Origin of the sequence: Streptosporangium sp. NPDC023615 (assembly GCF_040640155.1) — a bacterium.
Classification (GTDB): Bacteria; Actinomycetota; Actinomycetes; order Streptosporangiales; family Streptosporangiaceae; genus Streptosporangium.
Genome location: NZ_JBFABE010000001.1, coordinates 66,679 through 83,951, shown reverse-complemented (window position 1 = coordinate 83,951; position 17,273 = coordinate 66,679). Strand labels below are relative to the sequence as shown.

Sequence of the window (17,273 nt, the reverse complement as noted above, 5' to 3'; positions counted from 1 at the left end):
ACCATCGAGAATCGCCGACGGTGGGACTTGGAGGACACCCCCCGGATTGCTACCGGCAACCAGATGTCGAGGTAGATCGAACGCGCATGTCCCCGAAAACGCCGCTTCTCGGTGCCCCAACCGAATGTGGAGCGTTCGGAGGCGGCGGATTTCGGGGAGGCCACTGCGGCGCTCACGCCTCACAGGTGAGACATGGTGCAGCGATGTGTGGCTGACAAGCACGCACCCAACGCGGGGCACCTGGTGCGGCTATCAGCCTAACATCACCAGCGCACACAGCTATTCCCTGAAGGTCGAAGAGACGTCAGCGTGTCTCGGGAGAAACAACACGGGCACCCCGGGTTTCGACATCCAGTGGCTGGATGTGCCAGTCATTACCCACTTCCGCCGCTATCGAATCCTGCGTATTGGGCGTCGAGAAAGCAAGAATCGTGGGACCGGCTCCTGAGACGACCGCGGCGACCCCCGCCTCGCGCAGCCGGCGCACCAGGTCGGCCGTGTGCGGCATCGCGGGGGCGCGGTACCCCTGATGGAGACGGTCCTCGGTGGCGGCCAGCAGCAGTTCCGGTTCCGGCCTGGCGGTCAGCGCGGCGATCAGCAGCGCGGCCCGCCCGGCGTTCGCGGCGGCGTCGGCGTGCGGGACGTCCTTGGGCAGCAGCCCCCGGGCGATCTCGGTGGAGAGCCGGAACCCGGGGATCAGGACGACCGGACGGACGTCGGGGTGCGGGAGCAGCCGCACCAGGTGCGGCACGCCCGCGCCGTCCGTCCACGCCACGGTGAGCCCACCCGCCAGGCACGGCGCCACGTTGTCGGGATGGCCCTCGATCTCGGTGGCCAGCGCGAAGACGTCGTCGTCGGTGAGCCCGGCCGCTCCGCCGGCCGATCCCCCGGACGGGACGCCGCCGGACGAGAGGCCGCCGAAGGGGACGCCGCCGGAGGGGACGGCCGGGACGTCACCGGGCAGGGGTGCGTCGTGATCGCTCGCGGGGTCGCGCGGGGGGCCGGCGGCCGCCAGCGCGCGGGCCGCGAGGATCCCGGCGCAGATCGCCGCGGAGGAGGACCCGAGGCCGCGGGCGTGCGGGATGCGGTTGAGACAGCGCAGCCGGATGCCGCGCGGCTGCGGGAACCCCATCCTGCCGAAGGTGGCGCGCATCGTCGTGACGATGAGGTGGCCCTCCCCGCCGTCGAGTTCGCCCGCCCCCTCCCCCTCGACCTCGATGACGACGTCGCGGGAGCCGGGGCCCCCGGAGGGCTCGAACAGCTCGGCCTCGACCTCGTCGTACAGGCCGAGGGCCAGCCCCAGCGTGTCGAAGCCCGGACCGAGGTTGGCCGACGTCGCGGGGACCCGGACGACCACCCTGCCGGCGGTCATCGGCGTCCCGGGGCGTGACGACCCCCCGATGTGGCCATGACGGACACCTCACCTCTCCTCTCCACCCCGCTCGGCGGGGTGTCTGCTGCCGTAAGCGATCTTCGTGCCGGTCCCACCGCGTCGCGCCGGGGTCGCCTCACCGTGCCCGTCCGTGCGCGTCCGTACGCGTCCGTGCGCGTCCGTGCGCGTCCGTGCGCGTCCGTGCCCGGCCGTGCGCGTCCGGCCGCGTGGAGCCGTGCGGCGTCGCGGGGCCGCCGGGCGGCGGGTCCGGGCGTGCCGGGAACGTCAGGCGAGTTCGAGGGCGGTGGCCGCGGCGTGCGCGTCGATCGGGATCGTCACCGGGGTCGGGGCGCCGGAGATGGCCCAGTCGGGGTCCTTGAGGCCGTTCCCGGTCACCGTGCACACGATGCGCTGCCCGGGCTCGACCAGCCCCTGCCCGTGCGCCTGGAGCAGGCCCGCCACGCTGGCGGCGGAGGCCAGCTCGACGAACACGCCCTCCTCCTGCGCGAGCAGCTTGTACGCGGCGGCGATCTGGCGGTCGGTGACGGCCTGGATGACGCCGCCGGACTCGTCCCTGGCGGCCTCGGCGAGCCCCCACGAGGCGGGGTTGCCGATGCGGATCGCGGTGGCGATCGTGTGCGGGTGGGTCACCGGCGCGCCGCCGACGATCGGCGCGGCGCCGCTGGCCTGGAAGCCGAACATGCGGGGCGTCCGGGTCGCGACACCGTCCCCGGCGTACTCGGTGTAGCCCATCCAGTACGCCGAGATGTTGCCGGCGTTGCCGACCGGGATGCAGTGGATGTCGGGGGCGTCCCCGAGCGTGTCGACGATCTCGAAGGCGGCGGTCTTCTGCCCCTGGAGCCGGAACGGGTTCACGGAGTTGACCAGCGCGATCGGGTAGCTCTCCGAGAGCTTCCTGGTCATCTCCAGGCAGTCGTCGAAGGAGCCCTCGACCTGGAGCAGCTTCGCCCCGTGCACCAGCGCCTGGGCCAGCTTGCCCATCGCGATCTTGCCTCGGGGCACCAGCACGGCACAGGTCAGGCCCGCGCGGACCGCGTAGGCCGCGGCGGAGGCGCTGGTGTTGCCGGTGGAGGCGCAGATGACGGCCTTCGCGCCCTCCTCCACGGCCTTGCTGATGGCCATGGTCATGCCGCGGTCCTTGAAGCTGCCGGTCGGGTTGAGACCCTCGACCTTCAGGTAGACCTCGCAGCCGGTCAGCGCCGACACCCGGTTGGCCGGGACGAGCGGTGTGCCGCCCTCCAGGAGCGTGACGACAGGCGTCGTCGCGGTGACCGGCAGCCGGTCACGGTACTCCTCGATGAGGCCACGCCACGCCCTGGTCATGATCACTCCTCCCGCGCCCGGCCGGTCCGGGCGCGCCACCTGCGGTGTTGAGAATGGAGTCTACGGGCAACCCGCTCGGTTCCGGGATCCGTCGTCCACCAGATGGACAGACCGCGCGTCCTGCCTACAGGAAGTCCTCAGAATGGGCGGGTATGGTCTGCGAGGTTTGACGGGCCTTGACGGGGGCTTGACTGATCGTGGGACGCAGGTTTCCGACCGGACGAGGGGTTTTCACATCATGAGGGGCGGGGCGGCCGATCTGCCGCCGATCCGGCACAACGACTACTCGCCGCTGATCCCGCCCGCACTGGGCGGGTGGGACCCGGAGCTCCCGGTCAGCGTGATCATCCCGGCCCGGGGCGGGCAGCACAGGCTCGATCTGGTCCTCGCCGCGCTGGCCGCGCAGACCTACCCGGATCACCTGATGGAGGTGATCGTGGTCGACGACGGCAGCGAGCCGCCGCTGCGGCTGCCCGAGATCGTTCCCGCCGACACCAGGATCGTGCGGGCCGACCCGTCGAGGTGGGGCATCTCCCACGCGGTCAACACCGGCGCCGCCCTCGCGCGGGGGCGGATCCTCCAGCGTCTGGACGCCGACATGGTCGTCTGCCGCGAGCACATCGAGGCGCTGGCCCGCTGGCACCACCTGGCCGGGTACCTGGTCACCATCGGCGCGAAGAGGTTCGTCGAGGAGCCCGTCCTGACGGCCGCCCGGGTGCACGAGGGCGTGCGCGCGGGGTCGCTGGGCTCGGTCCTCGACCTGGCGGGCGCGCTGCCCAGCTCCACCGAGCAGACGATCTCCCGCACCGACGGCCTGCGGGCCAGCCGCAACCCCTACCACGTGTGCACCGGGCCGACGGTGTCGATGCGACGGGAGATCTTCGAGGCCGTGGGCGGGCTGGACCCCGCGGTGCTGAGGGGCGAGGACACCGAGTTCGCCTACCGGCTGGCCGCGCACGGCGTGGTCTTCGTTCCCGACATGGCCGCCCAGGCCGCCCACCTGGGGCTCCCCGCCCAGCGACGGGACCGGGACCGGGCGGTGCGGCTGGTGGCGCCCTACCTGGCGCACCGGGTGCCGCTCCGCCGGGACCTGCGCAAGGACCGGGGCCGGCACTGGCTGGTCCCGTACGTGGAGGTGGTGATCGCAGCCGACGGGCCCGCCGAGCCGGTCCGCGAGGCGGTGGGCGCGGCGCTCGACGGGTCGCTCGGCGACGTGATCGTCACGCTGGTGGCGCCCTGGTCGCGGCTGGCCGACGACCGCCCGGCGCCGGACGACCCCCTGTTCGACCTGCGGCTGCTGCGCGAGCACTTCGCGCACGACGAGCGGGTACGGTTCGCCGACGAGGTCTCCCCCACCCCCGCCCCGATCCCGTTCCGCTACGCGGGCCCGGTCTCGGTCCCGCTGGGCCGGGACTCGCTGGAGCGGATGATCGCCCGCATGCAGGAGGACCGGTCGGGCCGGCTCGTCGTCGATCTCGGCGGGGCGGGCGTGGCGACGCTGGACCGGACCGAGGCGCTGGGCCGGGCGAGACTGCTCGGCGCCGGCCACACCGGCGGCACCGGCGGCACCGGCGGCACCGCTGACGCGAACGCCGCCGACCGCGCCGACCGTGTGGCCGCGTCGATCGAGGCCACCCATGGCGTCCGGCGGGGGGAGCGGGCGGAGTTCTGGCCGGTCAAGGCCTCCGGGGCGCGGGTCTCCGGGGGATCTTCCCGCCCCGCCGGGGCACCGGTCTCCTCCGAGGGGGGAGCCCCTGGGGCGGGCGCGTCCGTTCCCGGCCGGGTCGCGGGCCCCGTCCCCGCCGCCCTCCCGCCCTCGTCCCAGGGTCCGCCCTCGTCCGGGGCTCCGGCCTCGGGGCAGGCTCCGGAGCAGGTCTCGGGCCCGCCCGAGAGCCCTGCCCGGTCCCGGCCCCGGTCCCGGGAGGGACGCCCCTCCCTTCTCGGCAGGCTGCGCACCGCGCTGAAGAACTGACCCGCGTCCCGGGCCGGGCCGGCCGCGGCCGCGCCGCCCCGCCGCCAGGCCGTGAGGGTCAGCGGCGGCGGGAGATGGCCCGTCTCACCGAGGACAGCAGCCCGTACTGGACGACCTTCCTGGCGGCGGCCAGGTCCTTGCGCAGGGTTCCGACCTCGCGTCTCAGCTCGACCGTGCTCCTGCGCCAGCGGCTCGCCTCGTCGCGCCACTTGGTCACCTGGCCCCTGAGCCGCTCGGCCTCCCTGGTGAGACGGGCCACCTCGGCCTCGGCCTCGATCCTGGCCCGGTAGGCACCGCGACGGCCGGTGACGGGCCGGGGTCCGGACGTGAATCCGTAGCTCTCGCCGTCCACCCAGATCACGCCGAAGGTGTCCTCCACGGCGTCGTCGAGGTCCTCGCCCTCCTCCCGCACGATCGCGGCGCGGGCGAAGGCGGCGGCCCGCTCCAGGCGCGCCGTGACGATCGCCGGCGGTACCGCGGGGGCGGTCCCGGGGTCCGCGACGCCGCCGGCCCCGCTGACTCCCCCGCTTCCCCGGCGGCCGCCGGTGTTCCCTCCCTGCTCGCCCTCACCGGGTCCCCCGGCCCTCCGGGTTCCTCCGGCGACCCCGGTCCCCGCGCCCTCGCCGGTGATCCCTGTCCCCTCGGCCAGCAGCACCGCGACCAGGCCGTACCCCTCGTCCCGTGCCAGGTCGAGCAGGCGGGCCAGGGTGTCCTCTCCCGGCACCCATCCGGCGGGCAGCCTGAGCCGGAACGGGACCGGCCCGACGGCGGTCCCGGCGGCGGAGTCGTCGGCGGAGTCGTCGGCGGAGTCGTCGGCGAAGCGGACCCGGGGCTCGTGGGCGTAGTGGCCGCGGATCAGCACCAGGTCCAGGTCGGGGTCCCTCAGGGGCGCCCGCCCCTCGGCGCCGACGCGTCCCCACGGCCCGACCAGGGTCACCGCCACGTCGGGCACGGTGCCCGCCAGCACGGCGTCGACGGTCGCGCGGACCTCGTCGTAGCCGTATCCGCGGCCGCCCGGTCCCGATCTCGTTCCCGGCCCGGTCCCGCTCCCCGCTCCCGGCTCGGCCACGGGTCCCGGCCGCGCCCCCGGCTCCGGCCCGGACGCGGGCTCGGCGGCGGGTCCCGGCCAGGCCGCGGGCTCGACGACCACCTCGACGTACGGCACCTTCCACTGCCTGGCCGGGTGCGAGCGGAGCCAGCGGTAGGACGGGATGCGGTCGGCCACGAAGGCGTGGCTGACCCGGTCGATCGGGGCCTTGTCGCGCATGCGCATGGTCGGGCCCAGGTGGAAGGCGCGCGAGCGCGGCTCGGGGACGAAGACCGCCCCGGCCTGGGCGAGCCGGTAGCCCATCTCGGTGTCCTGACCGAGGATCAGGTCGGTGTCCATCGGCCCGGTGGCGGCGAGCAGCGCGGCGTTGACCGAGGTCGCGCCGCCGACGTGCAGGCTGAAGGCGCGGTGGGGGTTGGCGGTGAGACCGTCGGTCCGCTCGACGAGATCGACCAGCCAGGCGTGCGGCTCGGCCGGTTCGAAGATCGCCGCGAGATCGTCGGTGGCGGCCACCGTCCCGGGCGAGGGCAGCGGGGCCGGGGTGAAGCGCAGGTATCCGGTGACCACCAGGTACGGGGCGGCGTGGTGCCAGCGCATGTGCGCCTCGACCGACCCGCGGTCGAGGACCACGTCGGAGTCCAGCCAGTGGATCACGTCTCCGGTGGCGGCCGACAGCCCGGCGTTGCGGGCGTGGGCCCTGCCCGGCACGGGACAGACGATCAGGCGCGTCCCGGGCGGGCGGAGGCCGGGCAGGCGCAGCGGCGGTTCGCTGCCGTTGTCGACCACCACGACCTCGGTCAGATCGGCCGGGTAACTCTGTACGGCCAGACCGGCCAGCGCCAGGTCGAGTTTCTCCTGGTCACCGTAGGCGGGTACGACCACGCTGACCCGGAGCGACGGCGTCCAGTCCCCCGGCCCGGGGAGCGTGAGGCCACGGTAGTCGTTGCCGGTGATCCGTGCTGTCATGGCGATTCCAGGATCAGGCTCGGGCGGAAGCCGCGCCACTGGTTCGACGCGACGCGCAGGAAATGGGCGAGCGGGAGCCGCCAGGTGTGCTCGGCCTCGATCGTGCGCCGCAGGACGTAGCCCAGGCCGTGGGTGCGGTAGGCGCGCGCCCCGGCGGCGTGGGCGGCCTTGAGCAGCCCGGCGTCGACCGCCCTGGGCAGCGGGGGGAAGCCCCCCAGGTCGGCGAAGTCGTCCCTGCGGATCAGGATCGTGCCGCCGGCGACGTGCTCGGACCAGACCTCGCTGCTGTAGTCGGTACGGCGGATCGTGACGTTCAGCGGTTCCAGGTGGAAGAACTCGGCGGCGGTGCCCACGATCTCCGCCCCGGAGTAGGAGCGGGCCAGGAGCAGGTCGGCCAGGTGCTCGGGGCCGTACCAGTCGTCGTCGTCCCACTTGGCCAGGTGGTCGCCGCCGGCCCGGGAGGCCGCCAGGTTGAGCACCTGCCCGAAGGGGACCTCCCTCGACGCCTCGACCACCGTGACGGGCAGGCCGCACTCGCCCACCGCCCGCCGTACCCGCTCGTCGGCGGCGGGCACGCCGTGCAGGCCCAGCACCACCTCGACCCGGACCCGGCGCTGCCGGGCGATCTGGCCGAGCGCGAATCCCAGCAGGTGCGGTCTCCTGCTGGCCATGACGACGCTGACCTCGGGTTCCGCCGCAGCGGTCCCGCCGTCCCCGGCGTGGTCGCGCAGGCCGTGACGGCGCAGCCGCACGCTCTGCTCCTCCCTGCGCAGCGCGGTCACCGACCTCGGGCCGCCGGCGTCCTCCTCGGGCGTCCAGGCGGCGAGCAGGCGGGCCAGGGCGGGTGGCGTCCAGCCGGGCGAGGTCTCGGCGTACAGCGGCACCCCGGCCGCGGCCAGCGCGGTCACCGCCCCGACCGGCACCGGGAAGGTGGGCCATCGCACACCCAGCCCACGCAGCGGGCGCAGGCGGGCGACGTCAGCGGCACCGACTGCACCGACTGCACCGACTGCACCGACGGTGTCGACGGCCCTGTCGCCGTCGGTGCCGTCGGCGTCGCCGGCGCGGTCACCGAGCGGCTCCCCGGCCGCCAGCCATCGCCGGCCGTCCCATGACAGCTCGGCGGTCTCCCCGTCCGCGGGGCGCAGGAAGCCCTCCGGCGTCGCGGATACGGAGGGAGCGAGGGAGGGGGACGGCGCAGGCACGTGCGAAGGATAGCGAGCCCGGAAGATCCCTTCTCACCCCGCTTGGTATTGATCCGTACGAGCACCCGCACCGCCCCGCGTATGCCAGGCAGGTCGTTTAACCACTGCCACGCGGGTCACAGCAACCTCCGAATTTCTTACTTATCGTCATATTTGCTATTCAGACCCCGATAGCCTCGCTTGTCTCCCCCATAACGATAGGTAACACCAGGAAAGACAGAGCGGCACGGAAGGTGAGCGCGGATGCCCACGCCCCGAAAACTGACGCTTCTGGCGGCGATCGTCGGCCTGCCGACACTGATCGCGCTGGCACTGCTCGCGAGCATCGGAATCGTCTCGGTCACCGGGGCCGTCGTACTGGGCGGCCTGGCGACGGTCCTCGCCGTCCAGTTCCTGATGATCGCGACCGTCCGCAGGGTCGACGGCAAGGCCCTGCGCATCGACGCCCGCGTCAAGCGTCACGAAGCGGAGATGGCCACGGTCAAGACGGTCGCGGAGCGGCTGGACCGGAGGCTGGACGAGATCACGGCACTGCTCGGAGAGCAGGAGAGCAGACGGGACGAGGATCTGCGGGCGATCCTGGTCTCCCTCGGCGAGGACCGGCTGGCCTTCGCGCCGGGGCGCCGCCAGATCGAGGAGACGGTCCGCGACCTGCTCGCGCACCCGGCCGCCGCGGAGACCGCGCGCCGGCCCTCGGAGGCGGGAGCATGACCGGCCCCGACGACCACCCGGCCCTCGCGAACGCCCCGGACGGACATCCGGCCCCCGTGACCGGCCCCGCCGGGCACCCGGCCCCCACGACAGACCCCGCCGGGCACCCGGTCCCCGCGAACGCCCCGGACGGACTTCCGGCCGTCCCCCGCGCCATGGTGAGGCGGAACGACCACGGATCGCTCCTCCCTCCCGAGATCGGGGAGTGGGAGCCCTGGCTCAGGGTGAGCGTGGTGATCCCGGCGCACGACTGCCAGGAGGCCCTGGAGCGCACGCTCGCCGCCCTGGCCGCGCAGACCTACCCGGCGCACCTGACGGAGGTGGTCGTCGCCGACGACGGCAGCGACCCGCCGCTCCGCCTCCCCGCCCTCGCCCCGGCGGCCACCCGCTCCGTCCGGGTCCCGGACGGCCGCTGGGGACGGGGCTGGGCGCGCCAGACCGGTGCCGCCGCCGCGGCGGGCGACGTCCTGCACTGGGTCGACTCCGACATGGTCCTGGACCGCGAGCACGTCGAGGCGCACATGCGCTGGCACCACGTCGTCCCCTACGCCGTCGTGATGGGCGACGTCCGCTTCACCCCGGAGGCGACCGGGCCGTCCGCCGGGGAGGTCTTCGAGGCCGTGTCCGCGGGGGACGCGGAGAAGCTGTTCGACGAGTCGGCGCCGCACGCGTGGCGGGCGGGCGTGCTGGAGGAGACCCGCCGGCTGCGGGACGCCGGCGCCGGCGCGTACCGGCTCCACTCGGGGGCCAGCACGTCGGTCCCGGCGGCGCTGCTGCGCTCGGTGGGCGGCGTGAACACCGCGCTGAACATGGGCGAGGACACCGACCTCGGCTTCCGCCTGGCCCAGGCGGGCGCGGTCTTCATCCCCGACGACCGGGCGCGGGCCTGGCACCTGGGCCCGTCCACGGTCATGGTCAGGGAGAAGGAGGTGCACCGGCACAACTGGTCGGTGCTGCCCGACCTCATCCCGGACCTGCGCTGGCTGCGCACCCATCCGCGCAGGAACTGGCTGGTGCCGTACGTGCACGTGATCGTCGACGTCGGCGGCGCCCGCTACGAGGACGTGCGGGGATGCGTGGACGCCGCGCTCGCGGGGACACTGACCGACGTCGCCGTCACCGTGGTCGGTCCCTGGTCGGAGCTCCCGGCCGGGCGCCGGCACTCCCTGGACGAGCCGCTGCTCGACCTGCGCCTGACGCGCAACCTGTACGCCCACGAGCCGCGCGTCTCCTTCACCGAGGAGGTGCCCGCCCGCTCGGCGCCCGCGCCGTTCCGCCTCACCCTCCCCGCCGGCTGGGCGCTCGGTCCCGACAGCCTGGCGGCGCTGGTCTCCCTCGCCGAGAGCGAGGGGTACGGCCTGCTGAGCGTGGCGCTCGACGAGGGCCCCGCCGGGGTCGGCGCGGCCAGGCTCGAACGGACCGCCGCCTTCGCCAGGGCGGTCCTGGTGGCCGGGGAGCCGGGCGAGCCGGTCCGCCCGGACCTCGACGGCGTCGTCCACGAGCTGTTCGGATCGCTCTGGGTGGGCGCCGCCGAGTTCGGCGTGACGACCGTCGCGGAGGCCGGGCCCGTCTCCGGGGACACCGCGAAGTGGCGGGCCGACGCGACCCGCTGGAAGCGCGAGGCACGGCGCCTGGAGGGCGAGCTGAGGAGCGCGCGCGCCGAGGCCGACCGGCTCCGCGCCGAGACCGGAGGCCCGCAGGAGGAGCGGCGGCGCGGCCGGCTGGGCAGGATCATCGCGACGGCCGGGCGCCGCACGGCCGCTCCACGGGGGAAGACCGGCTGATGTCACTCCTGATCGATCTCGTCCGCGCCGCCGTGGAGCGGAACGGCGGGCGGCGCGTCCTGGTCTACCACGCGGGCTTCGAGACGCCGGGCGAGCTGGAGGCGTACGGGGCGATGGACCTCGACGGCGACACCGAGGGCCTGCCCGGCGCCGAGGAGGGCGCCGCGGAGATCCTGGTCCTCGCCCGCACGCCGACGGACGTCCGCGCGGCCGCGAGCCTGCAGTCGCTGCTGGCCATGGCACCCCGGGTCGTCGTCGCCGTGCGGGAGACACCGCGCCGGTACACCGCGCCGGTGCTCTCCCCGACTCCCGCCCACCGCTGGCGCGCGCTCGTCGATCTGCGCGTCCACCAGCCGGAGAGACCGGCCTGGGTGGTCGAGGCCACGTTCTCCAAACCCGTCCCCGCAGGCCGCGTGCTCGCCGCGACCGCCAGGGCGTTCGCCGGGTACCGGGTGGACGCGGTGGCAGCGCCCGTCGCCGCCGTGGCCGGTCCCGGGGCGGCCTGCTGGCGTCCCGGCGACCCGAACGCGGCCCCCGCGCCCCTGGCCGGGCCGGTCCCGGACAGGTTCGGCGCCCGCGGGGCCGACCTGGTGGTGCGCGCGGTCGGGCAGGAGCCGCCGGACTGGGACGGCGACCGGCCCCCGGACGACCGCCCCGAGGCCGGCCTGATGAGCTGGGAGCGGCTCGGCCGGCCCGGCGGGGGCGCCATCGCGCGGAGCGCCCTCGGTGACCTGTCGGAGCCCCGGACCATCCCGCCGGTCGACGACCGTTCGGTCAACCCGACGGGGTTCGTCACCGTACCCTCCCTCGGCATGGCCGACCTGTCGGTCCGGTCCGGCCGCTGGGCGATCACCTGCGAGGACCGGACGCTCACCGCCTTCGACGCCTCCGGCCGCGTCACCGACGTGGACGTCGACCGGATCCGGCAGGTCAGGGGGGTGCGGGTGGACTGGCGGCGCGCCCACACCGGGCCGGTGGCCGCGCTGCGGGTCGTGACCGGGCTGGCGGCGGCCGGGGTGCCGCTGGTCTGCGAGACCGTACCGCACTGGGCGGGCGCCCTGGGCGCCGGGCTGACCGGGCTGATCACCTCGGTCGGCGAGCCGGGCCTCAAGGACGACCTGGAACGCGAGGAGCACAGCGTCCGGCTGCGCCGGGAGGCGTTGCGCGTGCACGGCGTCCGGGCCCGCTGGGAGCAGCTCGGCGCCCCGGCCCGGCCCCCCGCCCCGGTCTCGGTGCTGCTCGCCACCCGGCGCGCGGAGATGGTGGGCTTCGCCCTGGGGCAGCTCGCCAGGCAGCGCGGCGCCGTCTTCGAGGTGATCCTGGCCCTGCACGGCGTCTCCCCGGAGCACCCGGGCGTGGCCGGGGCCCTGGCCTCCTTCGACCACCCGGTGACCGTGTTCGAGCCGGACGCGGGCACCGTCTTCGGGACCGTGCTGAACCAGGCCGCGGCCAGGGCGTCGGGGTCGTTCCTGCTGAAGATGGACGACGACGACTGGTACGGGCCCGACTTCGTCTCCGACCTGCTGCTGGCCCACTCCTACTCGGGCGCCCAGGTCGTGGGCATGGTCCCGGAGTTCGTCCACCTCGCCTCGATCGGCGTGACCGTGCACCGCGAGCAGGTCACCGAGCAGATCACCAACTTCATCGCCGGAGGGACCATCTTCTCCGAACGTTCCGCCTTCGAGGCCGTGGGCGGTTTCCGTCCCCTGCCCGGGACGATCGACGCCCAGTTCCAGCACGCCGTGCAGGCCGCGGGCGGGCAGATCTACCGTACCCAGGGGCTGGGCTACATCCTGCGGCGCGGCAACGTCGCGAACCACACCTGGCGCGAGCCGATCGGCACGTTCCTTCGGCGCAACAAGCGCCAGTGGCGGGGATTCCGGCCCAGCGCGCTGATGGAGCTCCCGGCGGAGGCGCCGTGAGCACGCCGTGGACACCGGGCGCCCCGGGCGCGCCCCGGGACCCGGGCACCGCGAGCGCGCCGCGGGACCCCGTCGTCGTCCCGGACAGGCCACGGATCCCGGGCAACGACCACGGGGTGCTCTCCCCTCCCGAGGTCGGCGCGTGGGAGCCGCACCTGACCGTGAGCGTGGTCATTCCCGCCCGGGGGCGGCAGGACAGGCTCGATCTCACGCTCGCCGCGCTCGCCGCCCAGACCTACCCGTCGCACCTCCTGGAGGTGATCGTCGTGGACGACGGCAGCGCGCCCCCGCTGCGGCTGCCCGAGATCACCCCCGAGCGGACCCGGATCGTCGGCACCGAGCCCGGCCGGCGGGGCATCGCCTGGGCTTTGGAGACCGGCACCGCCGCCGCCGACGGCCAGGTGATCCACCGCTTGGACGCCGACATCGTCGCCTACCGCGAGCACGTCGAGACGCACCTGCGCTGGCACCACCTGGCGGACTACCTGGTGGTGACGGGCACCCTGCGCTTCACCGCCGCCGAGGGCACCCCGCCCACCCCCGCCGAGGTGCGGATCGCCGTCTCCAAGGACCGGGCCGACACCCTCTTCGAGGAGGACCCCGACCACGGACACGGCTGGATCGACGAGCTCGTCGCCACCCACCGCGGCTTTCGCGACGCGCCCGCCGCCCTGCTGCACCGCGTCCACGTGGGAGCGACGGTCTCGCTGCCCGCCGCCCTGCTGCGCGAGGCGGGCGGGCTGGACACCTCGCTGGTCCTCGGCGAGGACACCGAGCTGGGGTACCGGCTGACCCAGGCGGGCGCGGTGTTCGTCCCGGAGACGGGGGCGCTGAGCTGGCACCTGGGCACGACGACGGCCATGCGCAGGCCCGCCGAGGTCCGGCGGCACAACGAGCCGTTCATCGCCGACCGGATCCCCTACCGGCGCACCCTGCGCACCGACTCCGGACGGCAGTGGCTGGTCCCCTACGTCGACGTCGTGGTGGACGCCGGGGGCGGGGCGCGGTTCGAGGACGTCAGGGCGAGCGTGGACGGGTCCCTGGCCTCCACCCTGCCCGACGTGCGCGTCACGGTGACCGGCCCGTGGGAGTCGCTGGAGGGCGAACGCCCCGCGCCGCTGGACGACCCCCTGCTCGACCTGCGGCTGCTGCACGGCCAGTACGCCCACGACGGCCGCGTCTCCTTCGCCGGGCAGGTCCCCGCGACCTCGGCGCCCGCGCCGTTCCGCTTCGTCTGCCCGGCCGGGTGGGTGCCGGGGGCGGAGTCGCTGGACATGCTGACCGAGCGGGCCGAGAAGGGCGGCGAGGGCCTGCTGCTGGTGGCGCTGGACGAGGACGAGACGGGTGTCCTGGCCGCCCGGCTGGAGCGGACCGCCGCCGTCGCCCGGGCGCTGCGGGTGGCCCGCGAGGGTGAGCCGCTCGACGACGTGATCGCCGAGCTGTACGGGGTGACCTGGCTGGACGCCGAGTCCTGGCGGCTGCTCCCGGCGGCGCGCGCGTACCCCTCCTGGGCCAGGAACCGCAACCGGGAGGCGGCGCGCTGGCGGGCGGCGGCCGAGGCGGGGGAGCGGGAGGCCGAGCGCGCCCGGGGCCGGATCGCCACCCTCAGGGCCGAGGTCAAAGAGCTGCGGGCCGCCGCCGCCAAGGGCCGCCGTGACGCCGCCCGGTGGAGGGAGAAGGCCGAGCGGCACCGCCTGGAGGCGGTCGCGCTGCGCCGGGCCCGGCAACGCTCCCTGCTCGCCCGCGCCGCCCGCCGGCTGCGCGGGCTCGCGGGCGGCTCGGACTGAGGATCCGACCCGGCCCGGCCGCGGGTCCGGCGTTCGGCGTCCGGCGTCCGGCGTCCGGCGTCCGGGAAGAGGATCACCGGGCGTCCGGCCCGGGGCGGATCATCGGCTGATGATCGCCCCCGGGTGGGATCGTCCGGTGCTCAGCCCGTGGTGGCCGCGAGATCGTCCGGCGCGGGCAGGGGACGGTGGCGCGCGCCGACGGCGTCCTTGAGCGTCTTCACCACCGTCCCGCGTGACCTGCGGTCCTTGAGCCAGACGAGGAAGTCGTTCATGCGCCTGGGGGGGACCGAGTAGAGGCCGCAGTCGTCGCAGACCCGGTGGAACACCAGCGGCACCACGCCGCCGGTCCTCTCGGCGTTGAGGACCTGCTGCCTCATGTGCCGCAGCAGGGTGTCCTCGCGGACCGAGCCCGGCGTGCGGATGTCGTAGCGGTCCCGCGGGCGGACGGGCTCGGCCCCCGGGCAGGTGGGACAGGACCACTCCTTGAGCCCGCCGACCCCGCGGGCCGCGTCGTAGCCGCACCGCCGGGCCACCGTCTTGGCGTCGGAGTCGACCGCGCCGAACGGGTAGGCGAGGGTGACGGGCCGGTACCCCCAGGAGACGAGCCTCCTGCGGTCGTCGCAGATCTGCCTCTCCTGATCGCTCTGGGTCAGCTCGGTGAGGCGGATGTGGGTCAGGGTGTGCCCGCCGATCTCGTGCCCCGCCCTGGCGATCGCGGCCAGGCCGCGCCGGGTCAGCTTCTCCTCGCCGCCGACGGTGTCGGTGTTGACGTAAAACGTTCCACGCATGCCGTGTCTCTCCAGCATGCGGGCCACGGCCGGATGGGTGGAGTCACCGTCGTCGAAGGTGAGCGAGACGATCGTTCTGATCTTCTTGGGGGCGCGCGCGTCCGCCGCGTGGGCGGCCGGGGCCTGCGCCGCCATGACGGCCAGCGCCGCGGAGAGCGCCGTCACCCGGCGGAAGACCCTCACGGCGGACCCCTTTTCGCGGAACGGCAGACCGGGCATGAAAGCACCTTATAAGCCAGTAGGGCTTACCAAACACGTCGTTATGAAACGCGCAGGAACCCGTGCCCGGCCGGTATGGCGCGGCGGGCGCGGGGACCGGATCCGTGACGGCGCCGAGGGCGGGGAACGGGCCGCCGGGAGCGTCGCCCGCCGCCTCTCCCGCCTCTCCCGCCTCTCCCGGTGCTCCCGGTGCTCCCGGTGCTCCCGGTGCTCCCGGTGCTCCCGGCGGCCCGGACGCTCAGGGCCGTCCCGCCGCCATGTCGAGGACGAACCGGTAGCGGACGTCGTTGCGGGCGAGCCGTTCCAGGGCCTCGTTGACCTGGTCCTGCCGCATGAGCTCGACCTCGGCGACGATGCCGTGCTCGGCGCAGAAGGCGAGCATCTCCCGCGTCTCCACCGTTCCGCCGCTTCCGGCGCCCGCCAGGTTCTTGGCCCCCACGATGAGGCTCATGGGGTCGATGCTCAGCTCCCCCTCGGGGATGCCCACCACGCAGAGCGTCCCGTCCATGGCGAGCGCGGACAGGTAGGGCTCCAGCGCGTGCGGCGCGCCGGCGGTGTCGAGGATGAGATCGAACCTGCCCGCCTGCGCGGCCATCCGCCGCTCGTCGGTGGACAGGACCACGTCGTCCGCGCCCAGTTCCCGCGCCTCGTCCGCCTTGTCCGCAGACCTCGTGAACTGCACGACCTCGGCCCCGAGCGCGTGGGCCATCTTCAGCGCGACGTGGCCGAGCCCGCCCATCCCGACGATGCCCACCGTCCTGCCGGGACCGGCCCCCCAGCGCCGCAGCGGCACGTACGTCGTGATGCCCGCGCACATCAGGGGGGCGGCACCGGCGGGGTCGAGCCCGCCGGGCAGGGGATGGACGAACTTCTCGGTGAGCACGTACTCCGACGAGTAGCCGCCGCGGGTGGGGTTCCCGTCCCTGCGGTCGAGCCCGCCGTAGGTGAGGGTGGGGAACTCCCGGCACCAGTTCTCCCGGCCGGCCAGGCAGGCCGGGCAGACGCCGCAGGAGTCGATGATGTTGCCCACCGCCACCGCGTCGCCGACCGCGAACCGCGTGACCCGGTCGCCGACCGCCGTGACCTCCCCGACCATCTCGTGGCCCGGGACCAGGGGAAGGTCGCTCGCGTGGCGGATCGCGGAGATGTCGCTGGAACAGACGCCGCAGTAGTCGATCCGCACCGCCACGTCCTCGTCCAGCAGGTCCCGGCGCTGGAAGTCCCAGGGTTCGAGCGGGCCGCCCGGCTTCGTGGCGGCCCATCCGCTGACGTCTCTCATGATCTTTCGCACCTCTCGGCTCTTCCGGCGAGGCCGGGTTCCGGACTCCCCCGCGTTTTCGGCCGGGGGACCCATGCGATGGCGCGGCCGGGCACCGCGCGGTGCGGGGCGGGGGAAGGCGAACTCGCAGGGGACAAACCAACTGGTTGGTCTTCTTCGTTGAACCATAGGTACCGGGCACGCGCGTGTCAAACAAACCGGTTGGTTTATGCTGGGATCATGAACGCCGCCGGACAGGCCACCAGACGCCGCCTGCTCGACGCCGCCACCGCCGAGTTCGCCGCCCACGGCATCGCGGGGGCGCGCGTCGACCGGATCGCGGCCGACGCCCGCGCCAACAAGGCACAGCTGTACGCCTACTTCACCAGCAAGGACGGGCTCTTCGACGCCGTCTTCGGCGAGCACATCGACATGATCGTCAACACGGTGCCGCTCGACGGCGGGGATCTGCCCGGCTACGCCGTCCGCCTCTACGACGCCTACCTCGAGCACCCCGAGCTCGTCCGGCTGGCGACGTGGGCCCGGCTGGAGCGCACCCCCACGGGCGCCCTCTTCACCCCGGCGGAGCCTCCCGCCACCGCGGAACACGCCTCCACGGCGGAGCACCCCGACGCGCGGAAGCTGCGGGCGATCGCCGACGCGCAGGACAGCGGCCACATCGACCCCTCGCTCGCCCCCGCCGACGTGCTCTCGATCGTCACCGCGATGTCGATGACCTGGTCACCGGCGAGCGCCGTCCACGCCGCCCACAGGGACGAGGACGCCGCCGAGCACGAACGGCGCCGGCGCGCGCTCTCCGAGACCGTGCGCCGCGCGTTCGCCCCCTGAGACCCACCCGAGACCCACCCGAGACCCACGCGAGGCCCGCGCGAGGTC

Annotated in this window: 12 protein-coding genes; 6 read left to right on the top strand and 6 right to left on the bottom strand. The window is 74.6% G+C overall.

Annotation, left to right across the window (positions count from 1 at the left end; genetic code table 11):
* Window positions 1-304: 304 nt before the first annotated feature.
* Complete coding sequence (locus AB0G16_RS00315) at window positions 305-1,372, bottom strand: homoserine kinase (protein ID WP_362796913.1); 1,068 nt, start codon at window positions 1,370-1,372, stop codon at window positions 305-307.
* A gap of 285 nt (window positions 1,373-1,657) precedes the next feature.
* Window positions 1,658-2,716, bottom strand: coding sequence for a threonine synthase (gene thrC / locus AB0G16_RS00310; RefSeq protein ID WP_362796912.1), 1,059 nt, complete (start codon window positions 2,714-2,716; stop codon window positions 1,658-1,660).
* A 238-nt stretch (window positions 2,717-2,954) separates the two neighbouring features.
* On the opposite strand from thrC, the gene AB0G16_RS00305 reads away from it, so the two are divergent.
* The gene (locus AB0G16_RS00305) at window positions 2,955-4,688 is read left to right on the top strand and encodes a glycosyltransferase (protein WP_362796911.1); all 1,734 of its coding nucleotides are present in this window, start codon (window positions 2,955-2,957) and stop codon (window positions 4,686-4,688) included.
* Window positions 4,689-4,746: 58 nt separating this feature from the next.
* On the opposite strand, the gene AB0G16_RS00300 is transcribed toward AB0G16_RS00305, so the two are convergent.
* Together AB0G16_RS00300 and AB0G16_RS00295 are read right to left on the bottom strand one after the other, a co-directional pair.
* Complete coding sequence (locus tag AB0G16_RS00300; protein ID WP_362796910.1) at window positions 4,747-6,702, bottom strand: glycosyltransferase; 1,956 nt, start codon at window positions 6,700-6,702, stop codon at window positions 4,747-4,749.
* Entirely contained in the window at window positions 6,699-7,907 is a 1,209-nt protein-coding gene (locus AB0G16_RS00295) for a family 2 glycosyl transferase (protein WP_362796909.1), read from the bottom strand. The genes AB0G16_RS00300 and AB0G16_RS00295 overlap by 4 nt, the downstream gene beginning before the upstream one ends.
* 243 nt (window positions 7,908-8,150) lie before the next feature.
* Here AB0G16_RS00295 and AB0G16_RS00290 point away from each other — a divergent pair, with 243 nt between their 5' ends.
* The 4 genes from AB0G16_RS00290 to AB0G16_RS00275 are packed head-to-tail and all read left to right on the top strand — an operon-like array spanning window position 8,151 to window position 14,111.
* Window positions 8,151-8,618, top strand: a complete 468-nt coding sequence (locus tag AB0G16_RS00290; RefSeq protein ID WP_362796908.1) for a hypothetical protein — start codon at window positions 8,151-8,153, stop codon at window positions 8,616-8,618.
* On the top strand, window positions 8,615-10,402 hold the full coding sequence (locus AB0G16_RS00285) for a glycosyltransferase (protein WP_362796907.1): 1,788 nt from the start codon (window positions 8,615-8,617) through the stop codon (window positions 10,400-10,402). The genes AB0G16_RS00290 and AB0G16_RS00285 overlap by 4 nt, the downstream gene beginning before the upstream one ends.
* The gene (locus tag AB0G16_RS00280; protein ID WP_362796906.1) at window positions 10,402-12,324 is read left to right on the top strand and encodes a glycosyltransferase; all 1,923 of its coding nucleotides are present in this window, start codon (window positions 10,402-10,404) and stop codon (window positions 12,322-12,324) included. Before AB0G16_RS00285 ends, AB0G16_RS00280 begins: the two co-directional genes overlap by 1 nt.
* Window positions 12,321-14,111 carry a glycosyltransferase gene (locus AB0G16_RS00275; protein ID WP_362796905.1) on the top strand — a complete coding sequence of 597 codons (1,791 nt, stop codon included), beginning with the start codon at window positions 12,321-12,323 and terminating at the stop codon, window positions 14,109-14,111. Before AB0G16_RS00280 ends, AB0G16_RS00275 begins: the two co-directional genes overlap by 4 nt.
* Before the next feature lie 140 nt (window positions 14,112-14,251).
* Here the strand turns inward: AB0G16_RS00275 and AB0G16_RS00270 are convergent, their stop codons facing one another.
* Window positions 14,252-15,118 (bottom strand): polysaccharide deacetylase family protein, encoded by an 867-nt coding sequence (locus AB0G16_RS00270; RefSeq protein ID WP_362796904.1) that lies wholly within the window; start codon window positions 15,116-15,118, stop codon window positions 14,252-14,254.
* Between the two features lie 238 nt (window positions 15,119-15,356).
* On the bottom strand, window positions 15,357-16,397 hold the full coding sequence (locus AB0G16_RS00265) for an NAD(P)-dependent alcohol dehydrogenase (protein ID WP_362796903.1): 1,041 nt from the start codon (window positions 16,395-16,397) through the stop codon (window positions 15,357-15,359).
* A gap of 219 nt (window positions 16,398-16,616) precedes the next feature.
* Between AB0G16_RS00265 and AB0G16_RS00260 the strand changes: the two genes are divergently transcribed.
* Window positions 16,617-17,225, top strand: a complete 609-nt coding sequence (locus tag AB0G16_RS00260; RefSeq protein WP_362796902.1) for a TetR family transcriptional regulator — start codon at window positions 16,617-16,619, stop codon at window positions 17,223-17,225.
* The last annotated feature ends 48 nt before the right edge of the window (window positions 17,226-17,273 follow it).